The organism is Legionella pneumophila subsp. pneumophila str. Philadelphia 1, assembly GCF_000008485.1.
Lineage (GTDB): Bacteria > Pseudomonadota > Gammaproteobacteria > Legionellales > Legionellaceae > Legionella > Legionella pneumophila.
Genome location: NC_002942.5, coordinates 2,985,421 through 3,008,504 on the forward strand (window position 1 = coordinate 2,985,421; position 23,084 = coordinate 3,008,504).

A 23,084-nucleotide genomic window follows, 5' to 3' on the forward strand; every position below is an offset into this window, starting at 1 on the left:
GAAGATTCCCCTCTTTTCATGGCCATTTATACACCGGGTATAATGCCATAATGCACCACTTGACTAACTGCCCCATTTCTCGTATTGCTGTCTACTATCCAAAAATTACCTTTATTATTCAAACCAAATTTGACATTAACATATTCGCATACTTTAATCACATCAGCACAATCCAGTATTTTTCCATAGGACTTTTTGCCATCACCCAAGGTACAGATGAACTTCACTTCCTTTTCACCTGTGGCCAAAACAGCCCAGGAATTCCCTCTGATAGAGTGATTTAGCCAATAGGAATATAAACTTTCCTTATCATGCATCTGATATAAGCTAACGGTTTCTGGCAATGTATTATAAATAAAATACATCGATTGCAAGGCCCCTTCCTTCCCTGGAAGAAGAGTCAATACCTTTAAATTTTGCTGATAGCCAACAGCAGTACAGCCGAGAGGAAATTTTCCGTTATCTTTTTTCTCCGCCTTATCTTCGGCGGTTGCTGTTTTATTGGATTTGGCGGCATATGCCGATATATTTAGTGCACCAGTTAATAGAATCACAACGATTGCAGTTATCGAGCTTCGGCTTTTTAGGTTCATTTTTTATTCTCACTGTCATTTAAAGGACGTACAATTACCTTAGTCCCCATAAAATTGTTACGCTCACTGGACAACTCTACAAAATTTTCGTTTAACCACTTGGCATCCTGGATAAACATACGCACACAACCATGGCTAGCCCTTACCCCCGGAATATCATCAGAACCATGTAAAGCAAACCCTTTATGAAAATACATGCAATAAGGCATTTTGGCACCGCCTCTGCCTATAGGAAAAACATCTGAAGTACAACGAACATTTTCCTTGCTGAATACACGGAAAATTCCTGTCAAAGTACGACAGACTTTATTGGAATCAGAGCATTTATCACTTCCAGAAGAAATAGGTCCCCACCATACTAAATTGCCCTGAGCATCATAGGCGCCCCAAGCCAGCTTCTCTTGATCCACGATAATTTGTTTTTCATTTTCACTCTGGATTTTAAGTGGGAAAGGAGAGACATCAAAAATATTGATGTTGGCTAAATTCTTTGGTACAGCGATTTCTCTGCCTGACCAAAGGTAGTTATAAGTACGATTGACTCTTTGAACAATATCTCTTTGGACAGGATCAGGGAATAATTTTTCCCAACTTTGTCCCCCGGTTACCTTAATACATTCATATTGAGGATAAGCACATAATGCCGTTCCATAAAAATGCCCAGCGTTAAGTGCAGTCACCATTGACATCATGAACGTTGTTAATAGTATTTTTTTCATGGTGCCGCCCCCTTATGCCTGATTTTTATAATTTTATGCAAAATTTGTGCTAAAAATGAAATGCCACTCTTTTTATCTTTTTTCGGTTATTTTTAATTTAAGTTTAGACCCATACAAAAAAAAATTGAAATTATTGCTATATTTAAATTAGCATTGACTGGGTTGAACACTCATGAGTCCTTTAAAAAGTAAAATTAAAACAAAGTCTTTCAACAAATTAACAAAAACTCAAGACATTACCAACACGATTGAAAGATTATTTACAAACTCTCAAGACAGCATCATTGTTTTTAATCAACAAGGCAAAATTATTGCTATTAATGAAAAAGCTGCTGCTTTATTTAAAAAAAGCCCTGACAAACTAATCGACAAACCGATTTGGAAACTATTTAAGTTAAATAGCTTCGCCATTAAGAGGCAATTTATTCAAGCAAAGAGGTGTTTTCTTTTAGCCAATGAAGGGATAGCCCAGCAATTCACTTGGCTTGAAAGCAAAGCACAAAAACCAGTACTTGCATACCATATCCTGTTCAATAAAACAGAAATAGAAGACACATCAATCATTTTTACCAAGCTTACCGATATTCTAAAATCGAAAACCATAGAATGGATTTTATGGTCTTTAACTAAAATAAGTAACCACCAGGAAATCAATGAAATTATTGATCAAATTCTACAATTAACCAGTGATGTTTTTGCAGCGGATTATACTTCTGTATCTTTCATAAACAATCAACAAATTGCCAGGACAATCAGCTACTATAAATTTGGAAAGAAAGAAGAAAATATTAGTTTTTCTTTAATCAATACACCCTGCGCTAAAGTAATCCAGACAAAAGCTATCTGTTATTTTAATGATGTTCAAAAGCAATTTCCAAACGATAAATTATTGAAAAAGATGAAAATCAATACCTATCTCGCAGGCCCAATTACAAATACCCAGGATGAGGTGATTGGCATAATGACTATCCTGTGTAAACGCAAAGTCGAATTTGACACACTGAATAATACCTTGTTTGGTTTATTTTTAAGCCGAATCAACTCGGAGATTGAGAGACTGATAAACCTTAGAAAATTAGAGTTTCTGGCGAGTATACCCCAGCAAAACCCTAATCCAATCATAAGGATTCTTCTCAATGGGGATGTCGTATTCACTAACGATGAAGGGAAAATCATTTTAAACTACTGGATAAAATTATTTAAGGAACTTCCAGTCGAGTTACTAAAAGAAGCACAAAAAATTCAGAACTCCAATCAAAGCACAAGAATTGAAATGGAAATTGAGGATAAAATCTATTTATTCACACTTGTCTGGATTGACGAATTTAAACAAATCAATATTTACGGAACTGATATAACCCAGCTCAAGAATACACAAAACGCTATGTTAAATCTAACCCGCAGAGATACTTTAACTCAAATCGCAAATCGACAATATTTTGAAGAAAAACTAATTGAAAAAATATATGAGCATCATCTGAAAGAAAAAAGCCTGGCATTATTATTAATCGATTTAGATAACTTTAAAATTGTTAATGATACATTAGGGCATCCAACAGGAGACAAACTACTGATGGCTGTTACCAATAGAATGACCCGATGCCTAAGAGCAAATGATTTTATTGCCCGCCTTGGAGGAGATGAGTTCATCGTCCTTCTTGACCAATGCAATACCGATACCGCAGTTAAGGTTGCGGAAAAGATTATTAACGTGCTCGGCAAACCTTTCCAATTTGATGAATATCATATGACAATCACAGCCAGTATTGGCATTGCCATCTATCCTGAAACAAGTGAAATAGCCAGCGACTTACTAAAGTACGCCGATATTGCAATGTACCTATCCAAAAAAACAGGTAAAAACAAGTGCACTGTGTTTTCAAAAAACTTACACTATAAGGAAAATCAAAGAAATGAAATTCTCAAAAAAGACATAGAATTAGCAGCATTAAAAAGAGAGCTCTATATAGACTACCAACCCCAAATTGACTTATCCGATAACACAATAGTTGGAATTGAAGCTTTATTACGATGGTCACACCCTACTCTGGGTTTAATATTACCTACTGAGTTTATTCCTATAGCAGAGCAAACAGGGTGTATACATACCATCAGTCAATGGTTCATAGAACAGACATTACTTGATTACTCCCAGTTTCAGCAATTAAGTTCAAACATCAAATTGTCGATAAATGTTTCCTTGAGTCAATTAAATGACACGCGATTTACTAAAATATTGTGTGATAGTTTATTGCAAAATAATTTAAGCAAGAGCAAGATCATTTTAGATATATCAGAACGTATGATTGCCCCACACTTTATTCAAATATCAAAAAAATTAAAACAAATACATCATATTGGAATTAATATAAGCTTGGATAATTTTTGCTGCCCACAAATTTCCCTTCCTGAATTGCTGTCATTACCACTTGATTATCTCAAAGTAGATCAACGATTATTAATAGGCATAGAGGGAAAAATCAAATTACGTAAATTATTATCAGGAATAATCAATTTAACTAAAGATCTTAATATTAAAATCATTCAAAAGGGTATTGAAACTGCAGAACAACATGAAGTGATTAAATCTTTAGGATGCCAATACGCACAAGGATATTTTTACTGCAAACCTGTTGCCTTAAATGATTTACTGCCACTTATAAAAAAAACTATCCACTAAGTAATTAATAATTCAACCTAATTTTATGGCATCAAACGCAATAATCTTATAAGATTCTAACTGTTTTGAACCATTACTTAGACAGTTTTTCGTCATAATTAATTGATATAAGAATCATACATTGCAATGGAAGTGACCTTATGCCTTTTTGTTTTTCCAACCAACCAAATATTTTAAATAACAAACTTATTCTAAAAATAGTTGTGCTTATTCTCTTCTTTAGTAATTCGAGCCTTGCGAAAACAATCAATTATCCATGGACAGTCTCCGCAAGCTTGGGGTATGTCAATTATCAATACGTACATGAAGGCGACCATATTACCGCAACAGGTCGGTTTGCAATAGGAAGAGATTTGTTGATGAAAGGTCCCTTTTTATTTGGACTTGAATTAGGTTTACAAAGTGGGAATCAAATGCGACTGCAAATGACGGAAGAAGAAGTCGATGCCCTCGGAGGACTTTTGGTACAAACCACCTTGAAACCTATGGTTGATGCATTAGCTACAATCCGTATTACCCCTGAATTTACCGCCCCTTTGTTTCTACAACTGAAAGCAGGAACCGCCTACAGGCAATGGCAAATGGATAGAGACACGATCAATGACATCTCTCAACTTGCAGGCGAAATAATGGCTGGATGTGGTTATTCAATTACACCAAATGCCAGTATTACCCTATCGTATCAAGGCCTATTTGGAGACAAACCAAATTTCACTATTGATCTGGAAAGTGGCATTGGCCATGTACAAAAGATTCCTGTTCAACACGCCATTTTGTTAGGTATTGTTTTAATGATTTAACTAATTTTTCTAATAGATCTCTTGCATAACCTGCTTATTTTGTTTTAGGGCAAGGTACAAACGTTTTGAGGAGTAGGATTTACAAGCAGTAAATGAGCACCGCAGAAACGCTTGCAACGCAGCAGTAAAATAAAAGAGACAAGTGAGCATAAAGTGGGAAATAAAGAATGATACATCGAAATAAAGTCCTTAATAGCATTTTATTAATCTTATTCACATCACAGATAGCATTTGCCAAAAGCAATCCGGCCTCGCAAGCCTATGTGGACAGCAAGGTATCTGAACTAAAAAATGAATTAACCAACAAAATCAACAGTATCCCCTCTGGACCTCAAGGACCTCAAGGACCTAGAGGAGATAAAGGCGAGGCTGGCCCTAAAGGAGACCAAGGAGAGGCAGGGCCGCAGGGATTACCCGGACCTAAAGGAGACCGAGGGGAAGCAGGGCCGCAGGGATTACCCGGACCTAAAGGAGACCAAGGGGAGGCAGGACCGCAGGGATTATCAGGCCCTAAAGGAGACCAAGGGGAAGCAGGACCGCAGGGATTACCCGGACCTAAAGGAGACCAAGGGGAAGCAGGACCGCAGGGATTACCCGGACCTAAAGGAGACCAAGGGGAGGCAGGACCGCAGGGATTACCCGGACCTAAAGGAGACCAAGGGGAGGCAGGACCGCAGGGATTACCAGGCCCTAAAGGAGACCGAGGGGAAGCAGGACCGCAGGGATTACCTGGTCCAAAAGGTGACAGAGGAGAGGCAGGACCTCAGGGATTACCTGGTCCAAAAGGTGACAGAGGAGAGGCAGGACCTCAGGGATTACCCGGACCGAAAGGAGACAAAGGGGAGGCAGGACCTCAGGGATTACCTGGTCCAAAAGGTGACAGAGGAGAGGCAGGACCTCAGGGATTACCTGGACCGAAAGGAGACAAAGGGGAGGCAGGACCTCAGGGATTACCCGGACCGAAAGGAGACCGAGGGGAGGCAGGACCGCAGGGATTACCAGGCCCTAAAGGAGACCGAGGGGAAGCAGGATCTCAGGGATTACCTGGTCCAAAAGGTGACAAAGGAGAAGCAGGGCCGCAGGGATTACCAGGCCCTAAAGGAGACAAAGGAGAAACAGGAGCAGTAGGTCCACAAGGTATGCCAGGACCTAAAGGCGAAGCAGGAGATGACGGCCAAGGTGTGCCTGCAGGTGGTGAAACGGGTCAAGTCCTTGCCAAATCAAATGACCTCGATTTCAATACCATGTGGGTTGATCCGGCAAATTCCGGCATTAGGCGGCAATTAGGCGATAAAGCTCTTGGCGGTACAGTAATTTATGTTAATGCGCTAGGTACCCATGGGCTTGTGGTGGCAAACTCAGATCAAGTTAATGCAAGCACATGGTGGGATGCACATGACTTCATATCAAATCCTGCCCACTTTGACAATGAAGGTAAATTATATTCTGACTGGAGACTCCCTACCCGTTTTGAATTGAATTTAATTTATATGATGCGTAATGAGCTGGGAAATTTTTTGGCAGGTAATTACTGGAGCTCGATTGAAAAATCATCGGCAAACAGCTGGGTATTTAATTCTAAAACAGGGGAAATTAAAGACCTTGCCAAAAATAAAACGGCTGCTGTACGTGCTGTAAGAGCCTTTTAAGCATGGCAAAACTTCAATTTTGATCAAGGGTGGAAATGTTCATAAATTCGCTTTGCCAACTGCTCGCTGATTCCCTGGACCTTACAAATTTCTTCCAGTGGCGCTTTAGCCAACTCTCGCAACCCGCCAAAACGCTGCAGCAACGCTTGACGTCGTTTCGCGCCAACACCCTCTATACTTTCAAGAGTGGATTCAACACGTGTCTTTTGTCTTTTCTTCCGATGGGCAGTAATAGCAAAACGATGCGCTTCATCACGAATATGTTGTAAAAGATGAAGCGCTTTGGAGTCCTCTGGCAAAACAAATTCTCTGTTTTCATTAACCAGTATCAATTTCTCCCATCCCGCCTTTCGTGAAGGCCCCTTGGATACACCTAATAAAGTAATATCTTCCACACCCAGAGAGGTTAAAACTCGTTTTACAATAGAAACCTGGCCTTTACCTCCATCAATAATCAAAACATCTGGCAATAATTGAACATCAATCAGTCTTTTAAATCGGCGAGTAACTGCCTGTTCCATTGCTGCGTAATCATCCCCTGGAGTAATACCCTCAATGTTAAATCGCCTGTATTCACTGGGGCGAGGGCCTTCTGTATCAAATACAACACAAGATGCAACAGTTGCTTCACCTTGAGTATGGCTAATATCAAAACACTCCATTCGCTCTATATTTTTATCAAGCGCAAGCAATTGCTTTAATGCCTGATATCTTGATCTTATCGTAGAATGTTTGCTGACATATTCTGCTACTGAAATTCGTAAATTGTTCACTGCAAAATCCATCCATCTCGATTTGACACCTCTTGGATTGATTTGAATTTTACAGGATTTGCCTCGTCGCTGGGACAAAATATACTCTAATGAGCGACTCTCTGTTATTGATTGATTAGTAATTATCAAATCCGGAATTCTTTCTGATGTATCCAAATAATAAAAACCAATAAAGGCTTCAAAAGTCTGCTGCCAAAGTGAATTGGCATCCAATTCTTCATCTAATACAGCATAAGGCACTGTAGGGAAAAAGCTTTGACTATTCAATACTTGTCCTTCACGAATAGTCACACACTGAATACATGCGAAACCAGGACGTACTTCTATTGCGATCACATCAGCATCACCACGTAACTGGACAACTCCTTGTTGTTCTTGAATTAAGCGCAAATTTTTTATCTGATCACGCAAAACAGCAGCTTCTTCGAAATTTAATTGACTTACCGCTTGTTTCATTCGTTCGGCAAGTTCATCAAGAATTATTTGGCACTTCCCCTGTAAAAATCTTATGGCGTCCTCTACAGACAATTTGTAGTTTTCAGGAGAAATATAATGAACGCAAGGCGCGGTACAACGTTTTATTTGATATTGTAAACAAGGGCGAGAACGAGCTTTAAAATAGCTGTCTCTGCAATTGCGAATTTTAAATATTTTTTGAATGGTAACTATCGTTTCTCTTACAGCAGCTACCCCAGGATAGGGGCCAAAAAAATTACCGGAGGGCGGCTTCTTTTTACTTCGGTATAACTCAATTCTTGGAAAGTCTGGATGATTTGATAGATGAATATAAGGATAGGATTTGTCATCACGCAACAAAACATTATATTTTGGCCTTAACGCTTTAATTAAATTACTCTCTAATAATAAGGCCTCTGTCTCTGATCTTGTCACAGAAATTTCTATGGATTTGATTTGGCTTACCAGTGCTCGTGTCTTAACTCCTGTATTTTGTTTACTAAAATAGCTGTTGACTCTTTTTTTAAGATTGGCTGCTTTTCCCACATATAGAACGGTGCCTTCTTCGTCTAACATGCGGTATATGCCCGGTTCACTTGGGAGTTTCGTTAAAAATAAAGCGAGTTCAGCGGAAAGCTGTAAGTCATTCATGAAATTAACATCTAATCATCTTGTGACAAATCATTGGGGTGCTCAATAATGCGGTGCTTCATAGCCAAATAAGTAAGCTCCACATCATTTTTAATCCCCAATTTTTCAAACATCCTATATCGATAGCCATTGATGGTTTTACTACTTAAAAATAATCTATCAGCAATGTCTTGTACATTCATGCCGCTAGTAATCATCAACATGACTTGCATTTCTCTTTCAGACAATAAATCAAAAGGGGAATCCTGAGACTCCTGAAGACTATTAATTGCCATTTTTTGTGCTATCTCGGCACTAAGATATTTCTCACCTTTAGCCACTTTACGAATTGCGGCAGCCATTTCTTCAGCCCCTGACTCTTTAGTAAGGTATCCCATAGCACCTAATTGCAATACTCGAGTAGGGAGAGGATCTGAGCAAATAGCTGTAACAGCTATGACTTTAATATTTGGGTTTGTTTTTTTTAAACGACGCGTCACTTCCCACCCATCTATCCCAGGCATTTTCATATCTAATAATACGACATCAGGGGAGTGGGTTTTTACATAGGCTAAAGCCTGCTCACCACTTTCAGCATCTGCAACTACATCAACATCCGACATATCTTCAAGCAATCGTCGAATGCCCATTCTAACCAATGCATGGTCATCAACAATTAATACTTTAATCAAATAATGCTCCTTGACCAATCAGTCAATGAACAAACTGTGTTGGTCGATGTTAACAAGACTCGATAATCATTACAATACATAGTCACTCTAATCTACAAGTCCAGCTGTCTTACAAAATAACAAATTAACAAGCCCTTATATGAATATTTGGATTATCCGGATCCACATCAAAATACGGTGGAAATTCACCTAACTCTCGCGCACGATCCATGAATTTACCCATGTCAGAAAGCACGAAATCATATAAATTTTGATAGCTGTCAATAACGAAATAAACAGGTTGTAGCTGGTCAATCCGATAAGGCATTCGAAAAGCCACCACTGGATCAAATAAAATTCGCACAGGAATATCACTTTCCACACAATATACCGTTTCACTGATAGAAGATAAAATTCCCCCGCCGTATGCTCTAAGCCCTTTAGGCGTTTTAATCAATCCAAACTCTACAGTAAACCAAAACATTCTTTGCAATAAAGGCCAATCCTGTTCAGGAAAAGTTAATACCTTACATGCGTAATCATGGACAAATTCAGCATAGACTCTATCGGTTAACATAGGACAATGACCAAAAAGCTCATGAAAAATATCAGGTTCTTGAACATAATCCAATTCTTCTTCACTTCGAATAAAAGTCGCCGCAGGAAAATATTTTTCTGCTAATAATTCAAAAAATTCCCTGGCTGAAATTAAAGCAGCAACTGGCGCTACTTGCCATCCCGTTTTGGCCTTTAATCGCTCACTTACTTCTGGAAGTTGTGGAATAGTCGAGGAGTTAAGTCCTAAAGTCTGTAATCCAGACAGAAATTCATCACAAGCTCTTCCTGGCAATAACTTGAGTTGCCTCTCAAATAAAATATTCCAAATTCTATTTTCTTGTGCCGAATAATCGACTAAACCCTGAGCATCAGGGACATGTGCGACATACCGGCTACTAAACTCCATAATCTCTCCTTCACTCATCTCATTCAAAAATAAATAACCAGGGATAATAATATTTATTTGTATTTAGGGTCAGCCTATTAAAGTCAACGAGAATTTTTACCTAAAAGTTGCTTTATTTTGAGTATACATCCTAGCCAATACCCTGTTTTAGATTGGCATTATTATGATGATCACTAAACTCTCTAACTTGTTTTAGTAATTACCTAACAGTAAACTAAATGTCAACATGATTACCATTATCTTTTTGAGATACCCTCTAACAATGGAAAGCAATGAGTAACTTTCCGATATGGCAAAAATTACCAACTGGTGTATGTGAGGTAACTGGGGCATCATAAAAGATAACTTAATCTGTTAACCCTTATATATTAATTATTACTTATTTTACAGATTCTGCTATAGAATTTATTACAGAAATTACCCATTGGAATACACAAAATGACAATAGCTATCTTGTCTACCGGAGATGAAATAATACATGGCGATACTCTAAATACCAATGCGCATTACATTGCTCATGCCCTTTGCTCTGAAGGCTTACCTCTTGGATTACAAGTGGCCTGTAGCGATAAGGAAAATGAGATTATAGATAGCCTAAACTTCCTGACGCAACACCATGATATTCTAATTTTAATTGGTGGGCTTGGCCCAACGAAGGATGATATTACTCGCTTTGCTTTGGCTAAATTTACCAAAGAACCTCTTCTTCAGCATGCTGACGCTCTGGATCATATAGAAAAAAAAGCAAACATAGCCAAAATATCACTGAATCAAGGCAATTTGCAGCAATGCCTCTTTCCAGCCAATGCACGACTTTTTCCTAATCCTTATGGCACAGCCATGGGATGTTCTTATTCATGGAAAGGTAAAGTTTTTATTCTATTGCCTGGGCCTCCTCGTGAATGCCTTCCAATGTTTAATCAGGATGTACTGCCGTTATTATTGCAAACATCCAGGCATAGCAATAAACAAATTCTGCGCTGGCGAGTTTTTGGATTGGCTGAAAGTGAAATAGCTCAAATCCTTGAAGAAGCTCTGGAAGGTTTAGACTGTCAGACAGGATACCGATTGGAAACGCCTTATCTGGAGTTTAAGGTTCGCTGCAAAAGAGAATTGATTGAAAAAATAACATCAATAATAGACCCCATTTTAGCCCCGCACATTATATCATCACTTGAAACCAAAGCATCTGATCAATTGAGAAGCCTAATCTTAAAGAATAATGAACCAATAACTATTATTGATGAGATTACTGGAGGATTATTGCAATCCCTATTGGTAAAACCAGAAAACTACCATTTATTAAACTTTCATAATCTTAACAGGACCAGATTATATTTTCATTGCAGTGGATTAGAAGATTATTGGTCACAACAAGCACCCCAAGGCACTACCAAATTAATCATTCACTACAGTAATCAAATGCAAGAGGGTCGTGAAACACATCAGATTCCTTATCGAAGTGCTATGGTTGTGCATTATGCCGCTGAATGGCTAAGCTTCAGACTCTTTCATCTCATCAATCAATTGCATTAAAGCGTAGCAAAGTTCTTGTGTTCCCTTACTCTCTATAGCGGAAATAGAAAATACTTTGTCTTTCCACTCCAAGCCTTTTATTATGGATTGAATTTTTTCTTCTCTTTCCTTTTCATCAGGTAACATATCGATTTTATTTAAAACCAACCATCTGGGTTTGTTGAGCAGATCGGGATTATATTGAGTCAACTCATTGAGAATTGCTTTCGCATCAGCGACAGGATCACTCCCATCCAAAGGCGCAATATCAATAACATGCAGCAAGACACAGGTACGTGAAAGATGTTTTAAAAACCGATGCCCCAATCCTGCTCCTTGAGCCGCGCCTTCTATAAGACCTGGGATATCCGCCATGACAAAACTCTTATAGGGTGAAACACGGACCACCCCTAAACCTGGATGTAAGGTTGTAAATGGATAGTCAGCCACTTTGGCTTTTGAACTGGAGACGGCTCTTATTAAAGTAGACTTTCCTGCATTGGGAAGCCCTAACAGACCTACGTCTGCCAAAACTCGGAGCTCCAAACGCAAATTTCTGGATTCACCCGGGCTTCCGGGTGTTGTTTGTCTAGGTGATCGATTCACGCTGCTCTTATAGCGAGTGTTACCCAAACCATGAAACCCACCCTGAGCAATCAGCACGGGAATACCTGGTTGACTGATATCAGCTAACAATTCACCTGTATCAGCATCATAAACCATAGTACCGACTGGCACTTTGATGGTTAAATCATCTCCTTTCTTCCCAGTACAATTTCCACCCATCCCTGATTGTCCATTCTCTGCTTTGTATTGACGAGTATAACGAAAATCAATCAAGGTATTTAAATCGCTGCTCGCCTCAAAATAAATACTGCCTCCATCACCCCCATCACCCCCGTCAGGGCCACCACGAGGAATAAATTTTTCTCTCCTGAAGCTTAAGCAACCATTCCCTCCTTTTCCGGCTTCAACTTTAATAAGTGCTTCATCAACGAATTTCATGCCTAACCTTAGACTAAAATAGGACTTACGTAAAATTCCAAGCTTAAGGCAAAAAATATTTTCAATGAATGCGCTTAGATAAGCTAATTGACTGAATTGAAAATATTTTTTAGCAAAGAGATTGGGATTTTGCCTAAGTCTGTAAAAAAAAACCCCGTTTCCGGGGTTAAACAAAACGAATTATGATGCCATTGGGTAATAGCATTGTTTCAGCTTAACTCGCAGCTTCTTCTCGTTGCTCCGGTAATATAGTGACATACTTACGATTTTTTTCACCCTTGGTAGTAAACTGTACTAACCCCTCTACCAACGCATACAAAGTATGATCTCGACCACAACCAACACCAGGTCCAGGATGAAAACGTGTGCCACGCTGCCTTACAATGATTTCACCGGCATTTACAAATTGACCACCAAAACGTTTCACACCGAGGTACTTTGGATTCGAGTCGCGGCCATTACGAGTACTACCACCTGCTTTCTTATGAGCCATTGCTATCTCCTCTTATTTACCAATCGCAGTAATTTTAACTTGCGAATAATATTGTCTGTGCCCCATTTGTTTCATATGGTGCTTACGTCGACGAAATTTAATAATTTTAACTTTTTTGTGACGACCATGATCAAGCACTTCGGCCTTTACAGTTGCTTTAGCAACAAAAGGTGTGCCACAAGTGACCTTATCACCATCTACTAGCATTAATACTTCCGAAAATTTAATTTCATTGCCAACATTTTCAGGCAGCATTTCAATTTTTAAAACGTCACCTTCTTTCACGGTATATTGCTTACCGCCAGTTTTAATTACCGCATACATAACTATTCTCCAATTCGCCTGATTGGCTATCACAATTCCAACAAAGTGCCATATTCTATGAAATTATGACTATTACTTCAAGTTCATTTTAAAATATTGTATACTTCACCACCCTTTACCGATTGACTTAATGTTTTTGAGGCTTTCGAGTAAATTTTAATCTGGTCGCGGATTAATTAGGAGCTATAGTCATATTTAAGATAGTGCCTAGAGGGAACCCTTAAATTTTTGGAGTTTTTATAATGTCAACTATTCAATTAGAAGCACAATCAAGAACGGATATGGGGAAAGGTGCGAGCCGCCGCCTACGTCGTCTTGAAAATAAAGTTCCTGCTGTCATATATGGCGGAAGCAAAAAACCTATGGCAATCCATTTTAGCCATAATAAAGTGATTAAGGCATTGGAAACAGAAAGCATTTATTCCAGCGTTTTTGACATCACAGTAGATGGCAAAGTAGAGCACGTTATTTTGAAAGCCTTGCAACGCCATCCCTACAAACCAATCGTGTTACATATGGATTTACAACGCGTTTCCAGTAAAGACATTCTGGTTAAATTAGTACCTGTTCACTTCATAAATGAAGAACAATCTCCAGGAATTAAAGCTGGCGGTATTGTTCAACATACCATGACTCAAGTTGAAATACGTTGCCAGGCAAAAGATCTGCCTGAATTTATTGAAGTAGACATGTCTAAGGTAGGTATGGATGATGTGGTTCACTTATCGGATTTAAAACTTCCAAAAGGCGTTCAGCTGACAGTGGATGTAGCCGATGGTAGTCATGATGCTCCTGTGGTGAGTATACATGCTGCTAAAGTAAGCTCAACTGAACTGGAAGAAACACCTGAAGTTCCAGCATCAGCTGTACCGACTACAGATCAAGGGGAAAGTGCTGAATAAGCACTTCCCTGTTATATATTTATGCAAATATTCAGAGCTTAACCCAGAATATTTGCATAAAATCTAGTGCTAGAATAGTTAACACAAATCCGCTTAATTCAAATTTTATAGAAAATCTATGGTCATTAAACTAATTGTCGGTTTACGCAATCCCGGATCGGCTTATGAACAAACCAGACACAACGCAGGTGCGTGGTTAGTGACCGCTTTGGCCCAAAGACATAATTCGCATTTTAAGATTGACAAGAAAATGCAAGCGGAATTAACTGAAATTGATATTAACAACCACCCATGTCGACTAGTGCTTCCTTTGACTTTTATGAATCATAGTGGTCAAACAACAAGAATAATCAGTCAATTCTATAAAATTGAACCCGGTGAAATATTAATTGTTCATGACGAGTTGGATTTACCTGTTGGACGAATCAAATTAAAAACAGGTGGTGGCCATGGTGGGCATAATGGTTTGAGAGACATAACTGCTCAATTGGGAACAGGTGAATTTCATCGATTACGTATAGGGATAGGTCATCCTGGACATAAAGATCTAGTCCATCAATACGTACTCAGCAGGCCTTCTATGCACGACAGGCAACAAATTTATGATGCAATAGACAGAGGTATAGCGATAATACCTATAGTATTGTCAGGGGATATGGCCCGAGCAATGAATCAAGTAAACGCTTAACATAATGAGGTATGACTCATGGGATTTAAATGTGGAATAGTAGGATTGCCCAATGTAGGGAAATCGACTCTTTTTAATGCATTGACTAAGGCTGGGATAGAGGCGGCCAATTACCCATTTTGTACCATTGAGCCCAATGTAGGTATCGTCACCGTTCCTGATTCAAGACTGGATAATTTAAGCGACATAGTCAAGCCTCAGCAGGTGCTTCATGCCACCATGCAATTTGTTGACATTGCAGGATTGGTAAAAGGCGCTTCCAGTGGAGAAGGATTAGGAAATCAATTTTTGGCCAACATAAGAGAAACAGACGCTATTGCTCACGTCGTTCGCTGCTTTGACAACTCGGACGTTGTTCATGTGGAGGGGCGAGTTGACCCCTTAAGTGACATAGAGGTGATTAATACAGAACTGGCATTAGCGGATATGGAGACATTGGAAAAGTCGCTATTAAAAGTAGGGAAAAACAGTAAAAGTGGAAATAAAGAAGCCATTTTTGAATTAAAAACTCTGGAAAAAATTAAAGCACATCTTGATGCCGGATATCCTGTAAGAACCCTTGAACTTACCCCTGAGGAAGAACAGGTAAGCAAACGCCTTTTTCTTTTAACGGCCAAACCAGTACTTTACATAGCCAATGTTGACGATAACGGCTATGAGAATAACCCGCTCCTGGATAAAGTTCAGGCTCTGGCTTCCCAGGAAAATGCCAGCATAGTAGCCCTTTGTGCAGCAACAGAAGCCGAGCTGGTTGAGCTGGATGAAGAAGACAGACAAGAGTTTATGGTTGATTTGGGGCTTAGTGAACCTGGATTAAATAAAGTGATCCGTGCCGGGTATGAATTGCTGGGATTGCAAACCTATTTCACCGCAGGAGTGAAAGAAGTAAGAGCCTGGACAATACGCAAAGGAGCCACAGCACCGCAAGCTGCCGGGGTCATTCATACTGACTTTGAGAAAGGGTTCATCCGCGCGGAAGTGATTTCTTACGATGATTTTATTCGCTTTGGCGGAGAACAAGGTGCCAAAGAAGCTGGAAAATTGCGGCTTGAAGGCAAGGAATATATTGTCTGTGATGGAGACGTCATGCATTTTCGCTTTAATGTTTAATCATTAGTATTCTGCAACTGGTGATTTTTCAAGAATTGAGCCAAAGAGCCTCGAGCCTCTATCGTTTCATCATTGCGAGTGGCCAAGTATCGAGCCAGGCATTGAAGCAAGTGGAAGTATGCTATCAGGCGTATATTTTCCTACTCTTATACCACGCTGACTGTTGTTTAGCTTGCGATAGCTCAAACCGACGCAGAGTCAACAGAAGATAAACGATTTGGTAGAAAATGAATAGCAAACCAACTCCCTGTGCGTAAATCAACCTCAATGAGGACAGTGTGGCTGTTTTTTAATCTATAATTGAATTAATAAAGGAAATTAGCCCCATTGATTACCGGCCAATGCGATTGAGGTAGGTGAATGTCATTACTAAAGAAAACAAGAGAGCAGGATTACTCAATCCTGGTTACCACTCAAGACCAGCAAAGAAAGCGCCATTTACTTAATGTTATTTCCATAGAGCTTTTAATTTTGGGTCTTTTGCTGATAATAACAAACCTTTGCCTGCTAAGAGCCTGGCTTATAATCACTATGTTAATCGTGGGCATTTTCATCTTGCTCGGAAATTTAATCTTAATCAAAAAGAACTTCAATCTGGCCTTGAGTGGGCACATTTTGAATATTCTTGTGTTGTCTATCATCATTGGAGGCAATCTCATCGTTGGAAAAACTACCATGTCTTACCTGGGATGGTTCTATGTTTCTCCAATCGTTGCTTTTGCTACACTTGGATTAACCGGGTTAGTCGTCTATGGCCTGCTGGCGATTGGGGCAATGTTTCTTTTTATATTCGAATTCTACATCCCCATCTATTCCATTTCTCAGGAATATGTATTTTTTCTGGATAATACCAACCACCTGTTTATTTTTGCCCTTATTTTCACTGTTCTTTATCATTTTCTGGTTCAAAACTTACAATATGAATTGCTGTTAAAAGAGCAAAATTACCTGCTCATTGCTGATAAAGAAAAGTTCCATTATCTTTCGCATCACGACTCACTAACCAACTTACCCAACCGCTCTTACTTTCATGCTCATCTTCAGACCCTATTAGAGAACACTGACACTAAAAAGGAAGCCATTACTCTTTATTTTATGGATTTGGATAAATTCAAACCCATCAATGACGAATATGGTCATGAGTTCGGTGATCAGCTTTTACTTTTAACCAGCAAGCGTTTGCAATCCTGCTTTAGGAAAAATGATTTTATAGCCCGACTGGGAGGAGATGAATTTACCGCGATTATCGTTCATAAACCCCATGATCAAATTGCTGAGGCTCTAACTCTTAGAATTGAACAGGAATTTGAACAACCTTTTGTCATAAATGGCCAGACCATTCATTGCACCATAAGCGTTGGGATAGCCAATTACCCGCGCAATGCAAAAAATGCGGAAGATTTGTTAAAATGGGCTGATAAAGCGATGTATGACAATAAAAGGAAAAAATATCAAACGCTTAAACAAACCTCTTAACCAACATTCCTAATTTAATCAGTATGATTGGGCCTTCATTTTATCAAGCACAGGATGCAGCAATCTGACATTCACTTGACAATTAACTTTTACAACTTTAGCATTCATTGATTAAATATCAGAGGGTAAATGAATGACTATTGACCGTATACGAGCGCTGGTTAGTGAAGATTTTAACGCGGTTAATAATTTAATTATTGATAAAATTCAATCTCAAGTTGGTTTAATTCAGGACTTGTCACAACATATAGTCGAAAGTGGCGGCAAACGTTTACGGCCTTTGGTTGTCCTGTTGGCAAGCAATGCTTGTGGATACAAAGGAAAAGACCATATTTCTCTTGCCGCTATGGTTGAGTTTTTCCATACTGCCACTTTGTTGCATGATGATGTGATTGATGAATCCACTTTAAGAAGAGGTCGACAAACTGCAAATAGCATTTGGGGCAGTAAAGCCAGTGTTTTAGTTGGTGATTATCTTTTTACCCAATCCGTAAATCTAATGGTAGAGGTTGGCATTAAAGAAATTCTCAATCTACTGGCCAATACTTCCCACCAAATTACCTGTGGCGAAGTCAAACAACTTGCCAATCGCCACAATCCCGCTTTAACCCTTGATGACTATTTCGACGTCATCCGGGCCAAAACAGCTCTTTTATTTGCTGCGGCTGCCTGCATAGGTCCTATACTCACGAATGCGCCTATTGAGCTTCGAAATAGTTTATATAATTACGGTTTACACTTGGGAAATGCCTTTCAATTGATTGATGATGCCTTGGATTATTGCTCGGATGCTGCCACTTTAGGTAAAAACATTGGCGACGATTTGGCTGATGGAAAAGCGACTTTACCACTAATACATGCGTTACAAAATGGTAATGCGACTCAACAACAGCAAATAAGAGAAAGTTTAATGAAAGGCAGTCTAAGCCATCTGCCTGATATTTTAATTGCTATTGAGCAAACCGAAGCCATACCGTTTACGAAACGAATTGCTGCCCAAGAAGTAGACTCAGCACTATCTGCCCTGGAAATACTGCCTGACTCAGTTTATAAAGAAGCTTTAGTCGATTTGGCCAAATTTGCCTTGGAAAGAAATTATTAACCTGATAATTGCATCGATTCTAATAATTACACAACCGATTGATAATAATCTGGCGGAGTGCGGCATTTAAAGCAGGCAGTTTTGCAATTGGCTCCTCCCTGACACTTCCTTATTGCCCCTTTCCTAACCCATAAGTCCAGCATAGGTTGCAATGCGGTCAGATCCAAATGAAACTCCCTACTCAACTGTTGAGTACTTACTACCCCTTCCCGGTAGATAAAATCACGTATTTGCAGCAGCATTTTGCCTCCCCATACCATACTGGCTATAACGAAATACAGCTAAAACAAAAAGCAGGCTCAGTGACATAGCCAAAATCCAGACCATACTTTGTTGAGGATGATCCAGAAATTTAGCGCCTTGATAAAAGACAACGGAAGTGGCGTAAGCCACGACAAATGACCAAACAATGGAAGTCCACATAAATCGCTTGTTTGCCTCCTGGCGAATCACTGCCATAGTCGAAACACAAGGGATATAAAGCAAAACAAAAAGCAAATAAGCGTAGGCTCCTACAGCTCCATCAAAACGTCGTGACATAATGCCATAGACAGATTGAGATAACTCACTATCAGCTGCACTGGCAGAAACAGGGTTCCACAATGCAGAGCCTAATTCAGACAAATTGGCGGGAATAGACCCAAAAGCAGCTTTGATGCCCCCCCAAAAATCAAAGTGAGCAGCAGCTATTTCTCCCACATGGCCTACTTGGGCATAAAGTGAGTTTAAGGTGCCAACCACTACCTCTTTAGCCAGCATGCCAGTTAATAAACCGACAGTCGCGGGCCAGTTGTCTTGATGAATTCCCATTGGAGCAAATAATGGAGTAATCCACTGACCCATTATTGACAATAAAGAATCCGTATTGGCTTCTCCGGAGCTAATCCCTCCTCCCCAAGTAATCGCATTTAATCCTCCCAGAATCACACAAATGGGAATAATCAGCTTACCCGCACGATAAACAAAAAATCGTAATCGCATGGAGGTTTCTCTCAGCAATCTTCTGAGTGAGGGTCTATGATAGGCGGGTAACTCCAAAATCAAAGGAGAAGCATGTCCTTTCAACGTAGTTTTGCGTAAAATATATCCGGTAAATACGGCCATTAAAATGCCAATCAAATACAACGAAAAAACAACATTATGCCCGCCAGAGGGGAAAAAGGCCGCGACAAATACTGCATAAATAGCCAGTCGGGCACTACAAGACATAAATGGACTCATCATCACAGTTAATAATCGATCGCGCTCCGAGTCCAGGGTGCGTGCTGCCATAATGGCAGGGACATTACATCCAAAACCCACAATCATGGGTACAAATGATTTTCCTGGTAATCCCATGGCTCGCATCGCTTTATCCACGACAAAAGCAGCTCTTGCCATATAGCCAGAAGTTTCCAATAAGGACAAAAAGAAAAACATCGCGGCAATCACAGGAATAAAAGTAATAGTGGTATTAATTCCTTTGCCTACCCCATTAGCTACAAGCGCGATTACCCAATGTGGTGCATGGAGCTGTTGCAACAACCAACCACTACCCTGAACAAAGATAGTCTCTGTACTAATGTCAAAAAAATCCTGGAATGCTCCCCCAATATTAATAGCAAACAAAAACATCAAATACATCATCGCAAAAAATATGGGCAAAGCTAAAAAGCGATGCAAAACAAGTTTATCCAATTTAGCAGTGAAGTGTTCGCTGGCATCACTATGCTTTTTTTGAACCAACGTAACAATTTCATGGATTTTTTGATAGCGAGCGTCTGCCAGTAACACATCAAGATTTTGCTCCGTTTCTTGAAGCTTTATAAGAAGACTCTCGGTAAAAGCTTTCTCTCCTATCAAAGTATCCCCTTCGGCAAGCCTACGGGAGAAATAGTAGGCAAAGGAATTTTTATACCCTTTTGAGATCAGCTGATTTTCCAGGTCATTCAAAATTTGTTGTGCTGCAACCGATAAGGAAAGTTTTAGAGGTTTTATCTTTTGGGAGCAATGAAGTAATGATTGCTGAAGTGCCGGAATACCAATGTTTTTATGGGCCTGAATGGGAATAACAGAACACCCTAACAAACTCTCGAGTTTCTCTGTATCAATAGAAATACCCCGATGCTCGGCAATATCCATCATGTTAAGTGCTACAACAACAGGTTTACCTAACTCAAAAAGTTGGCTGGTTAAATACAAATGTCTTTCAAGGTGACAAGCATCTATAACATTAATGATGCAATCGTATTCCAAATCAATAACTGACTGAGCAGCAATTTGCTCATCCTGGCTTATTCCTTCGGCATTCGCAACCAGAGAATAGACACCTGGCAAATCAGTGATTTCAATTAGATGTTCTCCAAGCAAAAATTCACCTGTTTTTTTCTCAACAGTTACTCCGGGCCAGTTGCCTACGCGTTGATTCGCATTGGTCAAGGCATTGAATAGGGTTGTCTTACCACAATTGGGATTTCCTATTAATAGGGCATGAGTCATAGATGCTCCAACACTAATTGACTCGCTTCATCTTTACGCAAAGTTAAAAATGTTCCCCTTACTTCAATTTGTACCGGACACCCTAATGGAGCCATCCTCACTACAGAAAACTCAACTCCACAAGTAATACCCAGGGATAAAAGCCTGCGTCGATACTGCATATCAGTCGCACCAAAACTGACCAATCGTACTTTATCCCCTTGTTTTAATTCACTAATCTGCATAATATATAAACAATACGGTGATTCATTTAATTAATTTTAACACAAACGATATCGAGAATCATTCTCAATTAAGAAATTTTATACCACATTACAGCATTTCCTTTACCAAACGCCGAGGATGACGACTCAGATAGTCCACCGATTGCATCTCAATTAGACGGCTCAACGTTCTTTTAAACGTTTCCTTCATTTCACCTTTAACGTACAATTCTTCTGCAGGAACATCCGCTGAGATAATGAGCTTAATGCCCCTATCATACATAACATCTATAAAGTGAATAAACATAATCGCTTGTGCTGTGTGACTTTCAGTAAGCTGATAAACATCACTCAGGAAGACATTATCAAAGCGATCAGCAATTTCTAAATAATCCAATTGGCTACGAGGAAAATTACAAATCACATCAAAAGCAAACCAAATAGACCTTGTCCCGTATTTAATATATGGAATATCACGATTTTGTACTGTTATAAAACCTTTGCAGTCTTCTTCCCGGGTTATTAGAGCAAACTGTTTTTCCATTGCTTCTTGTGTTTGTTCATTTAAAGGATATAAATAAGCCTCTAACAAGGGTTGTCGACCTAAACGATAATCTCGTTTTTGATTAAGATTCAGAACCTCACAATTTTTTTTAATAATCTCGATAGCCGGAATAAATCTCTCTCTATGCACCCCATTTAAATACAACTCATCCGGACGAGTATTCGAAGAAACAACCAAAACAACGCCGTAGTGATGCAGTGCTTGTAATAATTCAGCCAAAATCATTGCATAAGCCACATCGTGAACTAAAAACTCATCAAAACACAGTAAACGAATCGATTTGGCCATTTCTTTGGCGATATACTGCAAAGGATTTTTTTTGCCTTGTAATCGTCTTAATTGAGCGTCAATTTGCTGCATAAAATGATGAAAATGAAATCTCGCCTTTTTTTCCTCATCAATATGCTGATAAAACAAATCCACCAAATAAGTCTTGCCAACTCCCACAGGCCCATAGATATAAAGCCCTTTAATGGGATGCTTTTTTCTCCAGGGAAACCAAGAGTCACTCTTCTTCTGTAAATCCTCAGCAAGCCTCTGCATGTGTTCAAGGATTTCTCTCTGCTCAGGATCGCTATCTATTTCACCTCTATAAATCGCGGCTTCATACTGCTCAATCAAACTCATGACAGGCAAACCTGATCACGAACAGCATCCATCAGTTTTTCTTTTAATATTAAAAGCTTACCATGAAAAAAATGACCCGTTTCAACAAATTCAATGACTGGCAATACCTGCGATGATTGGCTGGCGAACTCACTCACCAGTTCAAATGGCACAACCTCATCTTCTTTGCCTTGTATAATAAGCCAGGGATGAGGAGGTGGCTCAAATTCTTTGTAATCATAATGATGCACAGGAGGAGCTATCGTTATTAACAGAGCATGCTCACAATGAGACGCCGTTCTATAAGCCACATAAGATCCGAAAGAAAAGCCCGCAAAAATATTTTGGGCTTGCGGTTGCTCAGAATGCCACTGCCTCACGAGCTTGCGCATATCTTCACTCTCGCCAATACCATTATCATAATGGCCTCCAGACTGCCCTACACCTCTGAAATTAAACCGTACTGAAGGAATATGCAATTCCTTAAAAACTCTGGCCATCGTGGTAACTACTTTGTTATTCATTGTCCCACCTTGTAAAGAATGTGGATGACCAAGAAAAGCAACATAGCGAGTATCCGCATCTTCAGGAACAGTCAGTACGGTTTCCAGTGGGCCAACTAATCCTTCAAGCATTAATTCATGCTCTCCGGGAGTATTTAATTTGTCGGTAAATAGCATAA

22 protein-coding genes are annotated in these 23,084 nt (G+C 39.4%); 9 read left to right on the plus strand and 13 right to left on the minus strand.

The genetic code is table 11. From position 1 onward, the window contains the following. Positions 1–26: 26 nt before the first annotated feature. Positions 27–593 carry an endopeptidase IV gene (locus tag LPG_RS13325; RefSeq protein ID WP_010948340.1) on the minus strand — a complete coding sequence of 189 codons (567 nt, stop codon included), beginning with the start codon at positions 591–593 and terminating at the stop codon, positions 27–29. Next, entirely contained in the window at positions 590–1,312 is a 723-nt protein-coding gene (locus LPG_RS13330) for a L,D-transpeptidase (RefSeq protein WP_010948341.1), read from the minus strand. The genes LPG_RS13325 and LPG_RS13330 overlap by 4 nt, the downstream gene beginning before the upstream one ends. A gap of 172 nt (positions 1,313–1,484) precedes the next feature. Here LPG_RS13330 and LPG_RS13335 point away from each other — a divergent pair, with 172 nt between their 5' ends. The 3 genes from LPG_RS13335 to lcl all read left to right on the plus strand — a co-directional run bounded on the left by LPG_RS13335 (position 1,485) and on the right by lcl (position 6,441). Next, on the plus strand, positions 1,485–3,992 hold the full coding sequence (locus LPG_RS13335; RefSeq protein ID WP_010948342.1) for a sensor domain-containing phosphodiesterase: 2,508 nt from the start codon (positions 1,485–1,487) through the stop codon (positions 3,990–3,992). Between the two features lie 140 nt (positions 3,993–4,132). Next, positions 4,133–4,792: a hypothetical protein gene (locus tag LPG_RS13340; protein ID WP_010948343.1), complete on the plus strand. Its 660-nt coding sequence runs from the start codon at positions 4,133–4,135 to the stop codon at positions 4,790–4,792. 167 nt (positions 4,793–4,959) lie between these two features. Further along, positions 4,960–6,441, plus strand: coding sequence for a collagen-like adhesin Lcl (lcl, locus tag LPG_RS13345; RefSeq protein WP_010948344.1), 1,482 nt, complete (start codon positions 4,960–4,962; stop codon positions 6,439–6,441). Positions 6,442–6,464: 23 nt separating this feature from the next. Here lcl and uvrC read toward each other — a convergent pair whose 3' ends face one another. From uvrC to phhA, 3 genes are all read right to left on the minus strand, one after another. Next, a complete protein-coding gene (gene uvrC, locus LPG_RS13350; protein WP_010948345.1) occupies positions 6,465–8,321 on the minus strand; it encodes an excinuclease ABC subunit UvrC in 1,857 nt (618 codons plus the stop codon). An 11-nt stretch (positions 8,322–8,332) separates the two neighbouring features. Beyond that, positions 8,333–8,992, minus strand: a complete 660-nt coding sequence (letA, locus tag LPG_RS13355; protein WP_011216518.1) for a two-component system response regulator LetA — start codon at positions 8,990–8,992, stop codon at positions 8,333–8,335. 124 nt (positions 8,993–9,116) lie between these two features. Continuing rightward, positions 9,117–9,935 carry a phenylalanine 4-monooxygenase gene (gene phhA / locus LPG_RS13360; protein WP_010948347.1) on the minus strand — a complete coding sequence of 273 codons (819 nt, stop codon included), beginning with the start codon at positions 9,933–9,935 and terminating at the stop codon, positions 9,117–9,119. A 438-nt stretch (positions 9,936–10,373) separates the two neighbouring features. Here phhA and LPG_RS13365 point away from each other — a divergent pair, with 438 nt between their 5' ends. Next, the gene (locus LPG_RS13365; RefSeq protein ID WP_010948348.1) at positions 10,374–11,471 is read left to right on the plus strand and encodes a competence/damage-inducible protein A; all 1,098 of its coding nucleotides are present in this window, start codon (positions 10,374–10,376) and stop codon (positions 11,469–11,471) included. Here LPG_RS13365 and cgtA read toward each other — a convergent pair. The 3 genes from cgtA to rplU all read right to left on the minus strand — a co-directional run bounded on the left by cgtA (position 11,430) and on the right by rplU (position 13,272). Next, on the minus strand, positions 11,430–12,455 hold the full coding sequence (gene cgtA / locus LPG_RS13370) for an Obg family GTPase CgtA (protein WP_010948349.1): 1,026 nt from the start codon (positions 12,453–12,455) through the stop codon (positions 11,430–11,432). The two genes, LPG_RS13365 and cgtA, sit on opposite strands and share 42 nt — an antisense overlap. Before the next feature lie 214 nt (positions 12,456–12,669). After that, complete coding sequence (gene rpmA / locus LPG_RS13375; protein WP_010948350.1) at positions 12,670–12,948, minus strand: 50S ribosomal protein L27; 279 nt, start codon at positions 12,946–12,948, stop codon at positions 12,670–12,672. 12 nt (positions 12,949–12,960) lie between these two features. After that, positions 12,961–13,272: a 50S ribosomal protein L21 gene (gene rplU, locus LPG_RS13380; RefSeq protein ID WP_010948351.1), complete on the minus strand. Its 312-nt coding sequence runs from the start codon at positions 13,270–13,272 to the stop codon at positions 12,961–12,963. Positions 13,273–13,514: 242 nt separating this feature from the next. Between rplU and LPG_RS13385 the strand changes: the two genes are divergently transcribed. The 5 genes from LPG_RS13385 (at position 13,515) to LPG_RS13405 (ending at position 18,550) form a co-directional block, all read left to right on the plus strand. Continuing rightward, positions 13,515–14,174 carry a 50S ribosomal protein L25/general stress protein Ctc gene (locus LPG_RS13385; RefSeq protein ID WP_010948352.1) on the plus strand — a complete coding sequence of 220 codons (660 nt, stop codon included), beginning with the start codon at positions 13,515–13,517 and terminating at the stop codon, positions 14,172–14,174. A gap of 118 nt (positions 14,175–14,292) precedes the next feature. After that, on the plus strand, positions 14,293–14,862 hold the full coding sequence (gene pth, locus LPG_RS13390; protein ID WP_010948353.1) for an aminoacyl-tRNA hydrolase: 570 nt from the start codon (positions 14,293–14,295) through the stop codon (positions 14,860–14,862). Between the two features lie 18 nt (positions 14,863–14,880). Then, positions 14,881–15,972 carry a redox-regulated ATPase YchF gene (gene ychF / locus LPG_RS13395; RefSeq protein WP_010948354.1) on the plus strand — a complete coding sequence of 364 codons (1,092 nt, stop codon included), beginning with the start codon at positions 14,881–14,883 and terminating at the stop codon, positions 15,970–15,972. 360 nt (positions 15,973–16,332) lie between these two features. Further along, positions 16,333–17,448 (plus strand): GGDEF domain-containing protein, encoded by a 1,116-nt coding sequence (locus LPG_RS13400; protein ID WP_010948355.1) that lies wholly within the window; start codon positions 16,333–16,335, stop codon positions 17,446–17,448. A gap of 133 nt (positions 17,449–17,581) precedes the next feature. Next, a complete protein-coding gene (locus tag LPG_RS13405; RefSeq protein WP_010948356.1) occupies positions 17,582–18,550 on the plus strand; it encodes a polyprenyl synthetase family protein in 969 nt (322 codons plus the stop codon). A 26-nt stretch (positions 18,551–18,576) separates the two neighbouring features. Here LPG_RS13405 and LPG_RS13410 read toward each other — a convergent pair whose 3' ends face one another. The 5 genes from LPG_RS13410 to LPG_RS13430 all read right to left on the minus strand — a co-directional run bounded on the left by LPG_RS13410 (position 18,577) and on the right by LPG_RS13430 (position 23,082). Next, positions 18,577–18,792: a FeoC-like transcriptional regulator gene (locus LPG_RS13410; protein ID WP_011216527.1), complete on the minus strand. Its 216-nt coding sequence runs from the start codon at positions 18,790–18,792 to the stop codon at positions 18,577–18,579. Beyond that, positions 18,773–21,028: a Fe(2+) transporter permease subunit FeoB gene (feoB, locus tag LPG_RS13415; protein WP_010948357.1), complete on the minus strand. Its 2,256-nt coding sequence runs from the start codon at positions 21,026–21,028 to the stop codon at positions 18,773–18,775. Before feoB ends, LPG_RS13410 begins: the two co-directional genes overlap by 20 nt. After that, the gene (feoA, locus tag LPG_RS13420; RefSeq protein ID WP_010948358.1) at positions 21,025–21,252 is read right to left on the minus strand and encodes a ferrous iron transporter FeoA; all 228 of its coding nucleotides are present in this window, start codon (positions 21,250–21,252) and stop codon (positions 21,025–21,027) included. Before feoA ends, feoB begins: the two co-directional genes overlap by 4 nt. Positions 21,253–21,340: 88 nt before the next feature. After that, a complete protein-coding gene (gene zapE / locus LPG_RS13425; protein WP_015443984.1) occupies positions 21,341–22,423 on the minus strand; it encodes a cell division protein ZapE in 1,083 nt (360 codons plus the stop codon). Then, positions 22,420–23,082, minus strand: a complete 663-nt coding sequence (locus LPG_RS13430) for an alpha/beta hydrolase (protein WP_010948360.1) — start codon at positions 23,080–23,082, stop codon at positions 22,420–22,422. Before LPG_RS13430 ends, zapE begins: the two co-directional genes overlap by 4 nt. Positions 23,083–23,084 lie beyond the last annotated feature (2 nt).

Coding starts and splice junctions, on each gene's coding strand:
- LPG_RS13335 (WP_010948342.1), top strand. CDS start 1,485: ATGAGTCCTTTAAAAAGTAAAATTAAAACAAAGTCTTTCAACAAATTA.
- cgtA (WP_010948349.1), bottom strand. CDS start 12,455: ATGAAATTCGTTGATGAAGCACTTATTAAAGTTGAAGCCGGAAAAGGA.
- LPG_RS13405 (WP_010948356.1), top strand. CDS start 17,582: ATGACTATTGACCGTATACGAGCGCTGGTTAGTGAAGATTTTAACGCG.
- ychF (WP_010948354.1), top strand. CDS start 14,881: ATGGGATTTAAATGTGGAATAGTAGGATTGCCCAATGTAGGGAAATCG.
- LPG_RS13365 (WP_010948348.1), top strand. CDS start 10,374: ATGACAATAGCTATCTTGTCTACCGGAGATGAAATAATACATGGCGAT.
- zapE (WP_015443984.1), bottom strand. CDS start 22,423: ATGAGTTTGATTGAGCAGTATGAAGCCGCGATTTATAGAGGTGAAATA.
- LPG_RS13410 (WP_011216527.1), bottom strand. CDS start 18,792: ATGCTGCTGCAAATACGTGATTTTATCTACCGGGAAGGGGTAGTAAGT.
- lcl (WP_010948344.1), top strand. CDS start 4,960: ATGATACATCGAAATAAAGTCCTTAATAGCATTTTATTAATCTTATTC.
- LPG_RS13400 (WP_010948355.1), top strand. CDS start 16,333: ATGTCATTACTAAAGAAAACAAGAGAGCAGGATTACTCAATCCTGGTT.
- LPG_RS13385 (WP_010948352.1), top strand. CDS start 13,515: ATGTCAACTATTCAATTAGAAGCACAATCAAGAACGGATATGGGGAAA.
- LPG_RS13430 (WP_010948360.1), bottom strand. CDS start 23,082: ATGCTATTTACCGACAAATTAAATACTCCCGGAGAGCATGAATTAATG.
- LPG_RS13340 (WP_010948343.1), top strand. CDS start 4,133: ATGCCTTTTTGTTTTTCCAACCAACCAAATATTTTAAATAACAAACTT.
- uvrC (WP_010948345.1), bottom strand. CDS start 8,321: ATGAATGACTTACAGCTTTCCGCTGAACTCGCTTTATTTTTAACGAAA.
- phhA (WP_010948347.1), bottom strand. CDS start 9,935: ATGGAGTTTAGTAGCCGGTATGTCGCACATGTCCCTGATGCTCAGGGT.
- LPG_RS13325 (WP_010948340.1), bottom strand. CDS start 593: ATGAACCTAAAAAGCCGAAGCTCGATAACTGCAATCGTTGTGATTCTA.
- feoA (WP_010948358.1), bottom strand. CDS start 21,252: ATGCAGATTAGTGAATTAAAACAAGGGGATAAAGTACGATTGGTCAGT.
- rpmA (WP_010948350.1), bottom strand. CDS start 12,948: ATGGCTCATAAGAAAGCAGGTGGTAGTACTCGTAATGGCCGCGACTCG.
- rplU (WP_010948351.1), bottom strand. CDS start 13,272: ATGTATGCGGTAATTAAAACTGGCGGTAAGCAATATACCGTGAAAGAA.
- pth (WP_010948353.1), top strand. CDS start 14,293: ATGGTCATTAAACTAATTGTCGGTTTACGCAATCCCGGATCGGCTTAT.
- LPG_RS13330 (WP_010948341.1), bottom strand. CDS start 1,312: ATGAAAAAAATACTATTAACAACGTTCATGATGTCAATGGTGACTGCA.
- feoB (WP_010948357.1), bottom strand. CDS start 21,028: ATGACTCATGCCCTATTAATAGGAAATCCCAATTGTGGTAAGACAACC.